A 16,178-nucleotide genomic window follows, 5' to 3' on the forward strand; every position below is an offset into this window, starting at 1 on the left:
GGTAGGCGTGCAAAAGTGCGGCATTCGTTGCGCATGTTGCCCGCAACCCGGAAACAGGCTCCACCCAGCACCATGAGAACAAAACCAAAATGATGCTGCGGCGGCCTTCATCCACTGCCACACAGAACAATTACCAAAAGTCTAGCACGGCTTGATCTAGCGCCTTAATCGGGTGTATGGAGGACGACGGCGGAAGCCGGGCGCCGCCGTCGTCCTCCCCTCCCCCGGGTTCCCGCCCGAAAGGCGGCGTTAACGGGCCAGGCCCCGCACTCGAAAGTGCGGGGCCTGACCTTTTGGCGTCAACTCACGCGTCAGCGGAAGTCGTTACCGAGATCGTAGTCATCCAGCGGGATGGCGTGGAACTCGGGAGCTCCGTCGCCGCCCAGGGCGTCATAGGAGAAGTCGGTGAAAGCGCTGGGGCCCGTGAACAGGCTTGCCTTTGCTTCTTCCGTCGGCTCCACGGTGACCTCTGTGTAGCGGGGCAGACCCGTACCAGCCGGGATGAGCTTACCGATGATGACGTTTTCCTTGAGGCCGAGCAGAGGATCGCTCTTGCCTTCCATGGCCGCCTGCGTCAGGACGCGGGTGGTTTCCTGGAAGGAAGCAGCCGACAGCCAGGACTCGGTAGCCAAGGAAGCCTTGGTGATACCCATGAGTTCCGGACGACCGGACGCCGGCGCCTTGCCCTCGGACACGACGCGGCGGTTCTCGTCCTCGAAGCGGGCGCGCTCTGCCAGCTCACCGGGGAGCAGGTCGGAGTCGCCGGATTCGATGACGGTCACGCGGCGCAGCATCTGGCGGACGATAACCTCGACGTGCTTGTCGTGGATACCAATACCCTGGCTGCGGTACACGCCCTGAACTTCGTCCACAAGGAACTTCTGTGCAGCACGCGGACCCATGATGCGCAGAACCTGCTTCGGGTCCACAGGACCGTTGATCAGCTTCTGGCCGACGCTTACGTGATCGCCATCTTCGATGAGCAAACGTGAACGGCGGAGCACCGGGTAGGCAATCTCTTCGGAACCATCGTCCGGAGTGATGACCAGGCGCATCTGACGCTCGGACTCTTCGATGGTGATGCGGCCGGCTGCTTCTGCAATCGGTGCCACACCCTTCGGAGTACGGGCTTCGAAGAGCTCCTGGATACGGGGCAGACCCTGGGTGATGTCGTCGCCGCCACCGGCGGAAACAGCACCACCGGTGTGGAACGTACGCATGGTCAGCTGTGTACCGGGCTCACCGATGGACTGTGCGGCAATGATGCCCACGGCCTCGCCGATGTCCACGGTCTTACCGGTAGCCAGCGAACGGCCGTAGCAGAGTGCACACGTGCCCACCTTGGACTCACACGTGAGTACGGAGCGGACCTTGACCTCGGTGATGCCCGCAGCCAGCAGCTGGTCGATAACGACGTCGCCGCAGTCGGTGCCGCCAGCAGCCAGGACGTTGCCCTGGGCATCGACGACGTCGACAGCCAGCGTACGTGCGTAGGCGCTGTTCTCGACGTTCTCGTCCAGGACGAGCTCACCGTTGGAATCCGGCACGGCGATCGGGGTGACCAGACCGCGTTCGGTACCACAGTCCTCTTCGCGGACGATGACATCCTGCGAAACGTCCACCAGACGACGGGTCAGGTAACCCGAGTTGGCAGTACGCAGAGCGGTATCGGCCAGACCCTTACGGGCACCGTGCGTGGCGATGAAGTATTCCAGAACCGACAGGCCCTCGCGGTAGGAGGACTTGATCGGGCGAGGAATGATCTCACCCTTCGGGTTGGCCACAAGACCACGGATACCCGCGATCTGGCGGACCTGCATCCAGTTACCACGTGCACCGGAGGACACCATGCGGTTGATGGTGTTCATCGGGGACAGGCTGTCACGCATCGCCTGGGCGATTTCGTTGGTTGCCTTGTTCCAGATTTCGATCAGTTCCTGGCGACGCTCGTCGTCGTCGATCAGGCCCTTGTCGTACTGGCCCTGGATCTTGGCGGCCATGTTCTCGTAACCGGCCAGGATGGCAGGCTTGGAAGTAGGCACCTCGATGTCAGAGATGGCAACCGTGACACCCGAACGGGTGGCCCAGTAGAAACCGGCGTCCTTCAAGTTGTCCAGCGTTGCCGCGGTAACAACCTTCGGGTAGCGCTCGGCGAGGTCGTTGACGATACGGGACAGTTCGCCCTTATCTGCAACAGCCTCAACCCACGGGTAATCCTCAGGCAGCGTCTGGTTGAAGATGACCTGGCCCAGGGAGGTTTCAACGAGAGCCGGCTGACCGGGCTCCCAACCTTCCGGAGCTTCCCATCCTGCGTAAGGCACGAAGTCGTCCAAGCGGATCTTGACCTGGGAGTTCAGGTGCAGATCACGGGCATCGTAGGCCATGATGGCTTCCGAAACCGAGGAGAAGATGCGGCCTTCGCCGGCGGAGCCGACGCGCTTGGTGGTCAGGTGGTACAGGCCGATGATCATATCCTGCGAAGGAAGGGTCACCGGACGGCCATCAGAGGGCTTCAGGATGTTGTTCGAGGACAGCATCAGGATGCGTGCTTCGGCCTGGGCTTCCGGGCTCAGCGGCAGGTGGACTGCCATCTGGTCGCCGTCGAAGTCAGCGTTGAAGGCGCCACAAACCAACGGGTGAAGCTGGATTGCCTTGCCTTCCACAAGCTGGGGTTCGAAGGCCTGGATGCCGAGGCGGTGAAGGGTAGGTGCACGGTTGAGCAGCACCGGGTGTTCGGTGATGATCTCTTCCAGCACGTCCCAAACCTGCGGACGGTAACGCTCAACCATGCGCTTGGCCGACTTGATGTTCTGTGCGTGGTTGAGGTCAACCAGGCGCTTCATCACGAACGGCTTGAAGAGCTCCAAGGCCATCTGCTTGGGCAGACCACACTGGTGCAGCTTCAGCTGCGGGCCGACGACGATAACCGAACGACCCGAGTAGTCAACGCGCTTGCCGAGGAGGTTCTGGCGGAAACGACCCTGCTTGCCCTTGAGCATGTCGCTCAGGGACTTCAAGGGACGGTTACCCGGACCCGTAACGGGGCGGCCACGACGACCGTTGTCGAAGAGGCTGTCAACAGCTTCCTGAAGCATGCGCTTCTCGTTGTTGACGATGATCTCCGGAGCACCGAGGTCAAGCAGTCGCTTGAGGCGGTTGTTGCGGTTGATCACGCGACGGTAGAGGTCGTTGAGGTCGGAGGTCGCGAAGCGGCCACCGTCCAGCTGGACCATCGGGCGCAGTTCCGGCGGGATCACCGGGACGGCGTCGAGAACCATGCCGAGCGGGCTGTTGTTGGTGGTCAGGAACGCGTTGACAACCTTCAGGCGCTTCAGGGCACGCGTCTTGCGCTGGCCCTTGCCGTTCTGGATGGTGTCGCGCAGTGACTCGGCTTCAGCCTGCATGTCAAAGGTCTCGAGGCGCTTCTTGATCGCCTCGGCACCCATGGAGCCCTCGAAGTACAGTCCGTAACGGTCGCGCAGTTCGCGGTACAGGCCTTCGTCACCTTCAAGGTCAGCAACCTTGAGGTTCTTGAAGCGGTCCCAAACCTGCTCAAGGCGCTCGATGTCGGCGTCGGCACGCTTACGGACGTTCGCCATCTGGCGGTCAGCAGAGTCGCGGGCCTTCTTCTTGTCGGCAGCCTTGGCGCCTTCGCCTTCAAGACGGGCAAGCTCGTCTTCAAGGTCGCGGGCGATCGTGGCGATGTCGCTGTCGCGGTTGTCCACCATCTGCTTCTTCTCGAGGTCGTGCTCAACCTGGAGGTTCGGCAGTTCTGCGTGACGGCTCTCGGTGTCAACGCTGGTGATCATGTAGGCAGCGAAGTAGATGACCTTCTCAAGGTCCTTCGGTGCCAGGTCCAAAAGGTAACCCAAGCGCGAGGGGACGCCCTTGAAGTACCAGATGTGGGTTACAGGCGCGGCCAGCTCGATGTGGCCCATGCGCTCACGGCGCACCTTGGCACGGGTGACTTCAACGCCACAACGCTCGCAAATGATGCCCTTGAAGCGGACGCGCTTGTACTTACCGCAGTAGCATTCCCAGTCGCGGGACGGGCCAAAGATCTTCTCGCAGAAGAGGCCGTCCTTCTCAGGCTTGAGCGTGCGGTAGTTGATGGTTTCCGGCTTCTTGACCTCACCGTAAGACCATCCGCGGATGTCTTCCGCGGTGGCGAGGCCGATCTGCATGAGGCCGAAGGAGGATTCGCTGGACATATGGTCCCTGTTCTCTCTTGTTCTCTAAATTCTGAAGTCTTGGTTACGGGAAGAGGGAGTTGTTCCGACGGACAGTTGTTGAAGCTGTCCGCCGGAACAGCTGCTAAACCTCTTCTACGGAACTGGGCTCTGCACGAGACAGATCGATGCCCAGTTCTTCCGCAGCCGTGAAGACTGCGTCATCAGAGTCACGCATTTCGATCGTGGTTCCGTCCGTGGAAAGAACTTCCACGTTCAGGCACAACGACTGCATTTCCTTGATCAAGACCTTGAAGGACTCGGGAACGCCAGGCTCAGGGATGTTCTCGCCCTTGACGATGGCTTCGTAGACCTTCACACGACCATGGATGTCATCGGACTTGATCGTGAGGAGTTCCTGAAGGGTGTAAGCAGCGCCGTAAGCTTCGAGCGCCCACACTTCCATTTCACCGAAGCGCTGGCCACCGAACTGAGCCTTACCACCCAGCGGCTGCTGCGTGATCATGGAGTACGGGCCGGTGGAGCGCGCGTGGATCTTGTCGTCCACCAAGTGGTGGAGCTTCAGGATGTACATGTAACCGACGGAGATCGGGTCCGGGAACGGCTCGCCGGAGCGGCCGTCGAACAGACGGGTCTTGCCGGAGGAATCGATCAGGCGATCGCCATCGCGGGTCACGTTGGTGGAGTCAAGCAGGCCCGTGATTTCTTCTTCGCGGGCGCCATCGAACACCGGTGTGGCAACGGTGGTCTGGCCGGTTTCACGGGGCAGGTTGGGCAGGTTCTTGACCCACTCCGGCTCGCCTTCGATCTTCCAACCGGTCTTGGCAACCCAACCGAGGTGGGTTTCCAGGACCTGTCCAACGTTCATTCGACCCGGAACACCAAGGGGGTTCAGGACGATGTCCACCGGGGTACCGTCTGCAAGGAAGGGCATGTCCTCGATCGGGAGGATCTTGGAGATAACACCCTTGTTGCCGTGACGGCCGGCGAGCTTGTCGCCGTCGGTGATCTTACGCTTGGCTGCAACGTAGACGCGGACTAGCTGGTTCACGCCCGGGGGCAGTTCGTCGTCGTTGTCGCGGTCGAAGACGCGCACGCCGATGACCGTACCGGACTCGCCGTGGGGCACCTTCAGGGAGGTGTCTCGGACTTCGCGGGACTTCTCACCGAAGATTGCACGGAGGAGGCGCTCTTCCGGGGTCAGTTCGGTTTCACCCTTAGGGGTGACCTTTCCGACCAGGATGTCGCCGGCTTCAACCTCGGCACCGATGTGGATGATGCCGCGCTCGTCCAGTCCTGCAAGGACTTCCTCGGACACGTTGGGGATATCACGGGTGATTTCCTCGGCACCAAGCTTGGTGTCGCGGGCATCAATTTCGTGCTCCTCGATGTGGATGGAGGAAAGAACATCCTCAGCAACAATGCGCTGGGACAGGATGATGGCGTCCTCGAAGTTGTGGCCCTCCCATGACATGAATGCCACAAGCAGGTTCTTACCGAGGGCAAGCTCACCCTGGTCCGTTGCGGGACCGTCGGCGATGATGCCGCCAACTTCCAGGCGCTGGCCTTCGTTGACCAACACGCGGTGGTTGTAGCAGTTACCCTGGTTGGATCGGGCGAACTTGTTGATGCGGTAGTTGGTCTCGGTACCGTCATCGTTGATCATCACAACGAGCTCGGCGGAAACCTCGGTAACCACACCTGCCTTCTTCGCGATGACAACGTCACCGGCGTCGACTGCTGCTGCGCGTTCCATGCCGGTGCCCACGAAAGGAGCCTCGGAACGGACCAGGGGCACGGCCTGACGCTGCATGTTGGCACCCATGAGTGCACGGTTGGCATCGTCATGCTCGAGGAACGGAATCAGGGCGGTTGCCACGGAAACCATCTGGCGCGGGGAAACGTCCATGAACTGAACGTCTGCAGCGGGAACCAGAACGGGCTCGCCTCCACCACCACGGGCACGGACAAGCACGGTCTCTTCCGCGAACTTCTTGTCAGCGTCCAGCGGAGCGTTGGCCTGTGCGATCAGGACCTCTGCTTCGTCGTCAGCCGTGAGGTACTGGACCTCATCGGAAACGACGCCTTCGGAAACCAGACGGTACGGCGTCTCAATGAAGCCGAACGGGTTGATGCGGCCGTAGGAAGCCAGCGAGCCGATCAGACCAATGTTCGGGCCTTCAGGGGTTTCGATGGGGCACATACGTCCGTAGTGGGACGGGTGAACGTCTCGAACTTCCATGCCTGCACGGTCACGGGACAGACCACCCGGGCCAAGTGCCGACAGGCGGCGCTTGTGGGTCAGACCCGAAAGCGGGTTGTTCTGGTCCATGAACTGCGACAGCTGGGAGGTTCCGAAGAACTCCTTGATGGCTGCCACAACGGGACGGATGTTGATCAGTGTCTGCGGCGTGATGGCCTCGACGTCCTGCGTGGTCATGCGTTCGCGAACGACGCGTTCCATGCGGGAGAGGCCGGTGCGGACCTGGTTCTCGATCAGTTCGCCCACGGCGCGGATGCGACGGTTGCCGAAGTGGTCGATGTCGTCGACGTCGACGCGAAGTTCGTGGTCTTCGCCGTCGCGCTTGCCCATGAGGGTCTTCTCGCCGGCGTGAAGCGCGACGAGGAACTTGATCATGGCGACGATGTCTTCAACGTGCAGGACCGAAGCTTCCTTGTCACCAAGGGAACGGTCGATGCCGAGCTTGCGGTTGATCTTGTAACGGCCAACCTTGGCAAGATCGTAGCGCTTGGCGTTGAAGTACAGGTTGTCCAGCAGGGACTGGGCAGCCTCAACTGTGGGCGGCTCGCCCGGACGCAGCTTGCGGTAGATGTCCAGAAGCGCATCTTCGCGGGTTTCGGTGGCGTCCTTCTCCAGCGTTGCACGCATGGAGTCGTACTGGCCGAACTCTTCCAGGATCTGGCCTTCGGTCCAGCCGAGGGCCTTCAGGAGAACCGTGACCGACTGCTTGCGCTTACGGTCGAGGCGTACGCCGACCTGGTCGCGCTTGTCGATTTCAAGTTCGAACCATGCACCACGGGACGGGATGATCTTCGCAGTGAAGATGTCCTTGTCACTGGTCTTGTCAGCCGTGCGCTCAAAGTAGGCGCCCGGTGAGCGGACCAACTGGGAGACAACAACACGCTCGGTGCCGTTGACGACGAACGTACCCTTCTCAGTCATGAGGGGGAAGTCGCCCATGAACACGGTCTGCTGCTTGATTTCGCCCGTGTTGTTGTTCATGAACTCGGCCTTGACATACAGCGGTGCCGAGTAAGTGGCGTCACGGTCTTTGCATTCGGCCATGGTGTACTTCGGGTCAGCGAACTCCGGCTCGGAGAAGCTCAAGGACATAGTGCCCTGGAAATCCTCGATGGGGGAGATCTCTTCGAAGATGTCGGCAAGTCCGGAGGTGGTGGCGACGCTGAGGTCGCCCTCCTCGACAGCCTTCGCTACCCGCGCCTGCCAGCGTTCGTTTCCGACCAGCCAGTCAAAGCTGTCTGTCTGCAGGGCGAGAAGATTCGGAACGTCAAGCGGTTCGTGAATCTTTGCGAATGAGAGGCGGCGGGTGGCACCATCGGTGCTTGCCGTGTTAGCGGTTTCGTTATTAGAGGTGCTCGAGGCGACCAAGAGGGATCCTTCCACAGACCTTCAGGCGTTTTCAGATCTCCCCCGTTTGCATCCTGCAGAGTGCTCCGCAGAATACTTGTTCCGGTTCCGCTATATGACCCGGACCCAGTCCGCTTATGACAGTGCACGTTTCGGAACGGCACGTCAATGACGCAGCTGAGAGGTAAAGCCCACCGCTATATGAAGGCTGAAGGTTAACAGGGAAGACGCAAATATCTACGATACGGCAAAGTAGCCTTTCTGTCTACCCCAGATCGTCCGTGATTGCAAGCACGGTTGCTGCGGGCACCAATGCCAGCGAAAATTCGCCGAACCGTGAAGCCCGAACTGTCAGAGGAGAGCAGGCAAGGAATGGGATGATCAACGCAGTTGTTGATGAAGTGGGCTCGAGCGCACTCCGCGATAGCCTTGCTACACCACTCCCGGATCGGAAGAGAGACCATGACCAACTCCGCTGACGACAATGACGTTGTCATCCTTGCTGCTTCCCGCACCCCACAGGGTCGGCTCAACGGACAATTGGCGGGATTCACCGCCGTCGACCTTGGCGCTCATGCCATCACCGCCGCTTTGGCGGCCAGCGGGGTCAAAGCCGAACAGGTGGACGCCGTCATCATGGGCCAGGTGCTTCAGGCCGGCACGGGCCAAAATCCGGCCCGGCAAAGCGCCATCGCCGCCGGTGTTGGTTGGAACATCCCTGCCGTCACCATCAACAAGGTCTGCCTCTCCGGACTCACCTCCGTCATTGATGCCGCGCGCATGATCCGCAGCGGCGATGCCACGGTGGTCGTCGCCGGAGGCCAGGAATCCATGACCCGGGCACCCCACCTCCTGCCTGGCTCGCGGCAGGGCTGGACCTATGGCGCCATTCAGGCCCTGGACGTTGCTGCCCATGACGGCCTCACGGACGCGTTCGACGGGCAGTCCATGGGTCTGTCCACAGAAACCAAGAACGTGACACTCGGCATTGACCGCAAATCCCAGGATGAAGTAGCGGCTGCTTCCCACCAGCGCGCCGCTGCCGCTATCGCGGACGGAATCTTCGACGTCGAAATCGCCCCGGTAAGCCTCAAGCAGCGCAAGGGAGATCCCGTGGTACTCACCACGGATGAAGGCGTTCGACCCAACACTTCCTTGGAAACCTTGGCGCCGCTCAAGGCCGCTTTCGCCACCGACGGCACCATCACGGCCGGCAACTCCTCTCCCCTGTCCGACGGCGCCTCCGCGTTGGTGCTGACCAGCCGCCGCTTCGCCACGGACAACGGGTTGGACTTCCTGGCCGTCGTGGGAAAGCCCGGCCAGGTAGCCGGCCCCGATAATTCGCTGCACTCCCAACCATCCAACGCTATTGCCCAAGCTCTGAAGCGGGCTGGCTGGACGGCGGAGGACCTGGATTTCATCGAAATCAACGAGGCATTCGGCTCGGTGGCCGTCCAGTCCCTCAAAGACCTCCGCTACCCACTGGAGAAGTGCAACATCCACGGCGGCGCCATCGCCTTGGGCCACCCCATTGGAGCATCGGGAGCGCGGTTGGCACTGCACGCCGCGCACGAGCTCAAACGCAGGGGAACAGGGAAAGCGGCTGTCTCCCTCTGCGGAGGCGGAGGCCAGGGTGAAGCCCTCCTCTTGTACCGCGACTGATGGCTGAGGGAGTGGCTGCACCCGGGATGGCAGGTGCGGAACGTTTCCTGTCCGACGCCGCGGCGCGCGGACTGGACGTCGACGTCGTCGAGCGCCCGGCTGCCCGCAGCCTCGAAGAGGCCGCCGCAATCCTGGGCATAAGCCCCGCAGACATCGTGAAGTCGCTGGTGGTCAAGCACAAGGATGGCAGCTTCTTGTTCGCGCTGATACCCGGAGATCGGCAAATTTCCTGGCCCAAGCTGCGCGCCCTGCTGGGCGTCAACAAGCTCTCGCTCCCCCACGCCGACGTTGCCCTGGCCGCCACCGGCTATGAACGCGGCACCATCACCCCGTTGGGCAGCACCACCCCATGGCCGGTGTACGCCGACGCCACCATCACCGGGCGTCGGATCTCCATGGGTGCCGGCGCGCACGGCCGGAGTGCGTTTGTGGACGCGGACGCACTCACGGCAGCTCTGGGAGCGGTAGTAGCGGACATCAGCGAACCTAACTAAGTCGCAGTTAAGCGCGTTTAGAACCCTCAAAACGCGCACAACTGCGACCTACTTGGGTGCTGTGGAACGCAGGAAGCCCCGCCCGGCGAACCGGACGGGGCTTCCACAAAGCAAAACGAGTTACTTGAGGGTAACCGTTGCGCCAGCTTCTTCGAGCTGAGCCTTAGCCTTCTCGGCAGCTTCCTTGGTGGCGCCTTCGAGAACAGCCTTCGGTGCGCTGTCAACCAGGTCCTTGGCTTCCTTGAGGCCGAGGGAGGTGATGGCGCGAACTTCCTTGATCACTGCGATCTTCTTGTCGCCAGCAGCTTCGAGAACGACGTCGAATTCGGTCTTCTCTTCAGCAGCTTCAGCAGCACCGCCGGCAGCGGGGCCAGCAACTGCAACAGCAGCAGCCGTAACTTCGAAGGTCTCTTCGAAGAGCTTGACGAACTCGGAGAGCTCGATGATGGTCAGTTCCTTGAAAGCTTCAATGAGCTCTTCGTTGCTGAGCTTCGCCATGGTGGCGTCCTTCCATTAGTTGGTGCAGGCCCGGACAAATCCGTTCCGTGCACCGGAGTTTGATTGAGGGGAGAACTTAGTTCTCTTCGGTTGCAGCTTCGGCAGCTGCCGGTGCTTCTTCAGCAGCCGGAGCTTCCTCGGATGCAGCCTCTTCAGCCGGAGCTTCTTCAGCGGCCGGTGCAGAAGCGCCGCCCTCTTCTTCAAGCTTGAGGCGCAGAGCGTCGATGATGCGTGCAGCAGCGGATGCGGGAGCCTTGAGGACACCAGCAACACGTGCAAGCTGCAGCTCGCGGGACTCGAGGGCTGCCAGTGCGGCAACTCCTGCTGCGTCCAATGCCTTGCCTTCGAAGACGCCGGTCTTGATAACCAGCTGCTTGTTGGCCTTGGCAAAGTCCGTCAGGCTCTTGGCAGCAGCAACAGCGTCACCCTTGATGAAGGCGATTGCAGTAGGGCCGGCAAGCTGATCGTTGAATGCTTCAACTCCAGCTTCCTTGGCTGCAATGGCACTCAGGGTGTTCTTGACGACCGAGAACTTGGTGTCCTGGCCGAGCGCAACACGCAGTTCCTTGAGCTGTGCAACAGTGAGCCCGCGGTATTCGGTCAGGACAGCCGCGTTCGATTCCTTGAAATCGTTGGTGATCTCTGCAACTGCGGAGATCTTGCTAGGCGTTGTCATAACCCTCCTTCCGGGGAATAAAGCCGGTCTTCCGGGTCCCCGCTCACGAGAGCTAAAACTAAAAACGCCCCGCGCAGATGCACGGGGCTTGGCTCAACACGGTTTTGACCCGTGGAGACTTGCTTCGTTCACCTGCGCCGGCCGCCCTATGTTCAGGGTCCTTCGTCAAGGAATTCACTTTCATCTCACGGGCGCAACTACAGAATTGAGCTGTGCTCGTAAGAGTGGATTCCCATCAACCGACGGTCTTTGGTACTTCAAGGTTACGGGAGAGCGTTCGGCAAACCAAATCGGCCCTGCCTAGTCTGACAACGTTGCTCCCGACAGCCTGCCTGGCAGTTCCTTCTGCCACAGTCCCGTGATGCCCGCAGTGGTGAATCCCAGCTGCTTATTCACGGTCAGGAGGTACCTGTTCTCCGGCGCATTCCAAGTGTAGATAACGCGGGCATCCGGGAACTGCTCGCTCAGCCGTTCCATATTGGCAACCTTAATCAACAAGCCCAGCTTATTGCCACGGTGCTCCTGCAGCACCAAGGTGTCGTCTTGGAAAACCACATCCTGGCGGTGGGCAAGGACGCTGATGGTGGTCAGGCCCACCAAGCGTCCGGTCTCGATATGCTCGACGGCGGTCACCACCGTGCGTCGGCCCTGCGCCAAAGCGGCGTCCTCGGTTTCGCGCAGGACCGCTGCATCGAAAACCATCCCGCTCGCCTCAACTTCAGGTGCGTCTTCGTCCCCTTCGTCACGAACCACCTCACCGGCGGCGTTCTCCAGCGCGGCCACGGCTTCCAACCAGGGTTCGGGGCACCGGTCCGTCCAGTGGTGCACGGTGTACCGGCCACCGTTGGCTTCTTCGGCTTCAAGCTGCAGATCCCCCACAAGCTTGGAATCCAGGGGCAGCAGGCAGGAACTGAACTGCTCAATATGCTGAAGGGTGTACCCGGCCCGTTTGGCGAAGTCCACTTCCCTGCTGCTCACAGGGACAAATCCAGCGCCGCTGCCCGGGATCAGCTGGTCCTCAGGTATCTCGGTGAGAGACGTTGCCGGATGATTGGTATCCACCAAGGCCATGATGCGGCCCTCAGCCCGGGCGAGCTGCTCCGCGGCCTCCAGCAATTGACGTCCGACGCCCTGGCCCTGGAACTCGGGAAGGATGTCCAAGGTGAACTCTGCCAGATCAAGGTTGTCCGCCAACGGCAAGGCGATATCCACGGTTCCCACAATGACGCCATCTACTTTTGCCACCAGGATGACTTGGCGCTCATAGGGGTCGGACAACTCCAGCAGCTTTTCCATGGGCGTGTAGGCGAGGTCGTCGCTCCCCCAGGTTTCCATGCGTACCCGGCGCCCTACTTCTACGGCATCCAGGAAATCAGCGGCGTCGGGGCTGTCCAGGGTGTCGGGCACCCACAGTTGCTCGACGTGAACCGTCTTCGCCTCTTCTACAGTCATTCCAGCCGTTTCTGCCATTCGCCGTCATAGCCGGAAGGCTTGAACCCCAAGGCGATATTTATGGCCAGCATATGCCGGTTTTCATTGGCGTTCCACGTCATCACAGACGTGGCGGCCGGCCATAGCTCCTGAACACGGCGAAGGTTGGCGATCTTGACCAACATGCCAAGGCTATGTCCGCGGTGTTCAGGAGCAACTAAGGTGTCCTCCTGGTAGACCATGCCCGGGGTAGCATCGCGGTGGGTGAGGGTGGTGTACGCCGCTAAGTCCCCTGTGGCGTCGTGGCGTGCAACTGAAACCGTGGAAGCGACACCGCCTGCCAGCCACGTGGATTCCTCGAGGCGGACGCGGTCGGCATCCCATTCCTCGCCCTCCCAACCCAGTCCTGCGATGGGCACCTCGGTGCTCATGAGGCTTTTCAGCTTGGCAAATACGTCTACGAGTTCATCAGGGCAACGGTCCTGCCATCCGATTAAGCTGTAGCCGGCTGCCCTCTGCGTTGCCTGCGCTTCAAGATCCTGCAGCAGCCTTTCCCCTACCGGGAGGGCCAGAGTGCTGTTGGTTTCAACCTGCTCCAGGGAATACCCGTGGTGAACGGCAAAACGCGTTGAGGCGGTGTCCATCGGGACGCCACCCGTGCCGGACTTCGCCTCCAGCAACTCACCACCAGGGATTAGCAGCCCAAGAGGTTCCGCGCAAAACGCGTCAAAGGAGGTGCGGCCCCTCTCGCGGGCAACCCGTTCCAGTACCAGGAGGATTTCCGACCCGATGCCGCGCCGACGACAGCCGGCGTCCACCAGGACGTCCACACCCGCCGTCGTCGTGTTCTCGCTTAAGGGCAACGTCAGTGTGCCCCTGCCAACCACAGTTCCGTCGAGGCGAGCCAGGAATACGTGGCGCTCTTCGTATTCATTGCCCCGCCAGAAGAGGACTGCCTCGGCCAGGGTGGAGCACCGGTCGAGGTTGCCCCAAAGATCCATATGGTGGGCAACGTCCAGATCATGGAAGGCACGGAAGTCGGGCGCCCCGCTCGCGTCGGTGCTTGACGGGACCGGAATCCGTTCAACGGACAACCCGGCAAGGGCGTGAAAGTTCGACGACGACACGAACCACAGCCTACGGCGCACCACCGGCGGTGAACAGGTAGCAAGACAAGAAAAAGGACCGCCCGGCAATGCCGGACGGTCCTTTTATCAGAGCAAGTGCTCGCGAAGCTTACGCGTCGACGAGGACCTTGGTGACGTTCGGGTCAACGGTGATGCCCGGACCGAACGTGGTGGCAACGGTAGCCTTCTGGATGTAGCGGCCCTTGGAAGCGGACGGCTTCAGACGAAGCACCTCTTCCAGTGCAGCTGCGTAGTTCTCAGCCAGCTTGTTGACGTCGAAAGACACCTTGCCAATGATGAAGTGCAGGTTGGAGTGCTTGTCGACGCGGAAGTCGATCTTGCCACCCTTGATGTCGTTGACAGCCTTGGTGACATCCGGGGTAACCGTACCGGTCTTCGGGTTCGGCATCAGGTTACGCGGACCGAGGACCTTACCCAGGCGGCCAACCTTGCCCATGAGGTCAGGGGTAGCCACTGCGGCATCGAAGTCGGTCCAGCCGGCTGCGATCTTTTCGATCAGGTCGTCGGAACCAACGAAGTCGGCGCCGGCAGCGATTGCTGCTTCAGCCTTGTCGCCGGTCGCGAAAACGAGGACGCGGGCGGTCTTACCTGTGCCGTGGGGCAGGTTGACGGTGCCACGAACCATCTGGTCAGCCTTACGCGGGTCAACGCCCAGGCGGAAAGCGACCTCAACGGTTGCGTCGAACTTGGAAGGGTTGGTGTCCTTCGCGAGGGTGATGGCCTCGACCGGGGCGTAGACCTTGTCTGCCTCGATCTTGGCTACGGCTGCCTCATATGCTTTGCTGCGCTTTGCCATGCTGCTATTTCTCCTTGTGCAGTTGTGGTCTGCGGACCGCGCTGGGCCCTGCCACAAGCCGCGGATCCGGCAAGGATCCTGCGACATTTCAATGTTTCAGATGCCGGTTGCCCGGCGGGTGAAGGCCACATGGGCCTTCGAAGGTTACTAGCCTTCTACGGTGATGCCCATGGAGCGGGCGGTGCCGGCGATGATCAGGGCGGCAGCCTTGATGTCGTTGGCGTTGAGGTCTTCCATCTTGGTGGAAGCAATTTCCTCAACCTGTGCCTGGGTCAGCTTGGCAACCTTGACGGTGTGCGGGGTAGCCGAACCCTTGGCAACGCCTGCAGCCTTCTTGATGAGCTCTGCAGCCGGCGGGGTCTTGGTGATGAAGGTGAAGGAACGGTCCTCGTAGACCGTGATTTCAACCGGGATAACGTTTCCGCGCTGGGATTCCGTTGCAGCGTTGTACGCCTTGCAGAATTCCATGATGTTGACACCGTGCTGGCCAAGCGCAGGACCGATCGGCGGAGCCGGGTTAGCGGCACCTGCCTGGATCTGCAGCTTGATGAGGCCGGTGACCTTCTTCTTGGGAGCCAATGTAGGGTCCTTCTCTCAATAGCTTCCTGGGACACAGGAGCGCGTCCCAGGTTGGTGGCCGCCATGGCGAGGCGGCCGGCCGCTCCCGAACTGCTAAGCAGGCAGGGCTGGAGCGAAATTTTGGATTCAGCTAGATCTTGGTGACCTGGTTGAACGCGAGCGTAACCGGGGTTTCGCGCTCGAAGATCGAGACCAGAACCACCAGGGTCTGGGACTCGGGCTTGATCTCGGAGATCGTAGCCGGGAGGGTCTCGAACGGGCCTTCCTTGACGATGACCGACTCGCCGACCTCGAAGTCGACAGCCACGGGAGCCTGGTTCTGCTTGTTGACGGGCTTGCCCTGCTCTGCCTGCTCTTCTTCGAAGACGGGGGCGAGCATGGAGAAGACCTCATCGAGCCGCAGCGGGACAGGGTTGTGGGCGTTACCCACGAAGCCGGTGACACCCGGAGTGTGACGAACGGCGCCCCAGGAAGCGTCAGTCAGGTCCATACGAACCAGAACGTAGCCGGGAATGCGCACGCGGTTGATGACCTTGCGCTGCGCGTTCTTGATCTCGACGACCTCTTCCATGGGGACCTGGATCTCGAAGATGTAATCTTCCATGTCCAAGGTCTGGATGCGGGTCTCAAGGTTTGCCTTCACGCGGTTCTCGTAACCGGCGTAGGAGTGGATGACGTACCAGTCACCTTCCTGGCGGCGCAGCTTGGCCTTGAACTCTTCGGCCGGATCAGCCGGCGCTGCTGCAGCAGCAACTGCCAGGTCGTCGCCGTCGGACTCTTCCGAAGCGTCGTCTTCATCGGCAACATCACCGGACGCGTCGTCAGACTCGGCGTCTACGTCAGCTTCGAAATCCTCTACGGAATCGTCGGCGTCGGCAGATTCGGGCGCAGCAGAATCGACCTCGGACTCTTCCACGACAATTGCCGTGGCGTCGGCTGAGTCCTCGGCGGATTCGCCCAGCTCAGTCTCGTTTACCTCGAGCTCCTGCTCAGACACTTGGTCTCCTGCTTCCTCATTGCCTAACATGCCTATTTAAATGGCTCAATTCCGCAAACCCCGCAAAACCCTTGAATCACTAAGGAATTTCGCACAG

General features: G+C 60.9%; 11 protein-coding genes. 2 read left to right on the forward strand and 9 right to left on the reverse strand.

Annotation, left to right across the window (positions count from 1 at the left end; genetic code table 11):
• Positions 1–311 precede the first annotated feature (311 nt).
• Together LDN70_RS14970 and rpoB are read right to left on the reverse strand one after the other, a co-directional pair.
• Complete coding sequence (locus LDN70_RS14970) at positions 312–4,211, reverse strand: DNA-directed RNA polymerase subunit beta' (protein ID WP_142938367.1); 3,900 nt, start codon at positions 4,209–4,211, stop codon at positions 312–314.
• A 103-nt stretch (positions 4,212–4,314) separates the two neighbouring features.
• Positions 4,315–7,821 (reverse strand): DNA-directed RNA polymerase subunit beta, encoded by a 3,507-nt coding sequence (gene rpoB, locus LDN70_RS14975; RefSeq protein WP_142938366.1) that lies wholly within the window; start codon positions 7,819–7,821, stop codon positions 4,315–4,317.
• Between the two features lie 441 nt (positions 7,822–8,262).
• Between rpoB and LDN70_RS14980 the strand changes: the two genes are divergently transcribed.
• Together LDN70_RS14980 and LDN70_RS14985 are read left to right on the forward strand one after the other, a co-directional pair.
• Positions 8,263–9,462 carry an acetyl-CoA C-acetyltransferase gene (locus LDN70_RS14980; RefSeq protein ID WP_223940647.1) on the forward strand — a complete coding sequence of 400 codons (1,200 nt, stop codon included), beginning with the start codon at positions 8,263–8,265 and terminating at the stop codon, positions 9,460–9,462.
• The gene (locus tag LDN70_RS14985; RefSeq protein WP_142938364.1) at positions 9,462–9,956 is read left to right on the forward strand and encodes an aminoacyl-tRNA deacylase; all 495 of its coding nucleotides are present in this window, start codon (positions 9,462–9,464) and stop codon (positions 9,954–9,956) included. The genes LDN70_RS14980 and LDN70_RS14985 overlap by 1 nt, the downstream gene beginning before the upstream one ends.
• Positions 9,957–10,076: 120 nt before the next feature.
• Here the strand turns inward: LDN70_RS14985 and rplL are convergent, their stop codons facing one another.
• From rplL to nusG, 7 genes are all read right to left on the reverse strand, one after another.
• The gene (gene rplL / locus LDN70_RS14990; protein ID WP_011775604.1) at positions 10,077–10,454 is read right to left on the reverse strand and encodes a 50S ribosomal protein L7/L12; all 378 of its coding nucleotides are present in this window, start codon (positions 10,452–10,454) and stop codon (positions 10,077–10,079) included.
• A 76-nt stretch (positions 10,455–10,530) separates the two neighbouring features.
• Complete coding sequence (gene rplJ / locus LDN70_RS14995) at positions 10,531–11,130, reverse strand: 50S ribosomal protein L10 (protein ID WP_142938363.1); 600 nt, start codon at positions 11,128–11,130, stop codon at positions 10,531–10,533.
• Between the two features lie 300 nt (positions 11,131–11,430).
• Complete coding sequence (locus LDN70_RS15000) at positions 11,431–12,600, reverse strand: GNAT family N-acetyltransferase (RefSeq protein WP_142938362.1); 1,170 nt, start codon at positions 12,598–12,600, stop codon at positions 11,431–11,433.
• On the reverse strand, positions 12,579–13,688 hold the full coding sequence (locus LDN70_RS15005) for a GNAT family N-acetyltransferase (RefSeq protein ID WP_223940648.1): 1,110 nt from the start codon (positions 13,686–13,688) through the stop codon (positions 12,579–12,581). Before LDN70_RS15005 ends, LDN70_RS15000 begins: the two co-directional genes overlap by 22 nt.
• 109 nt (positions 13,689–13,797) lie before the next feature.
• Positions 13,798–14,505, reverse strand: a complete 708-nt coding sequence (gene rplA, locus LDN70_RS15010; RefSeq protein WP_142938360.1) for a 50S ribosomal protein L1 — start codon at positions 14,503–14,505, stop codon at positions 13,798–13,800.
• 147 nt (positions 14,506–14,652) lie between these two features.
• The gene (rplK, locus tag LDN70_RS15015; protein WP_011775609.1) at positions 14,653–15,084 is read right to left on the reverse strand and encodes a 50S ribosomal protein L11; all 432 of its coding nucleotides are present in this window, start codon (positions 15,082–15,084) and stop codon (positions 14,653–14,655) included.
• A gap of 130 nt (positions 15,085–15,214) precedes the next feature.
• On the reverse strand, positions 15,215–16,081 hold the full coding sequence (nusG, locus tag LDN70_RS15020; RefSeq protein ID WP_142938359.1) for a transcription termination/antitermination protein NusG: 867 nt from the start codon (positions 16,079–16,081) through the stop codon (positions 15,215–15,217).
• Between the last annotated feature and the right edge of the window lie 97 nt (positions 16,082–16,178).

This window comes from Arthrobacter sp. StoSoilB22, from assembly GCF_019977315.1.
GTDB lineage: Bacteria > Actinomycetota > Actinomycetes > Actinomycetales > Micrococcaceae > Arthrobacter.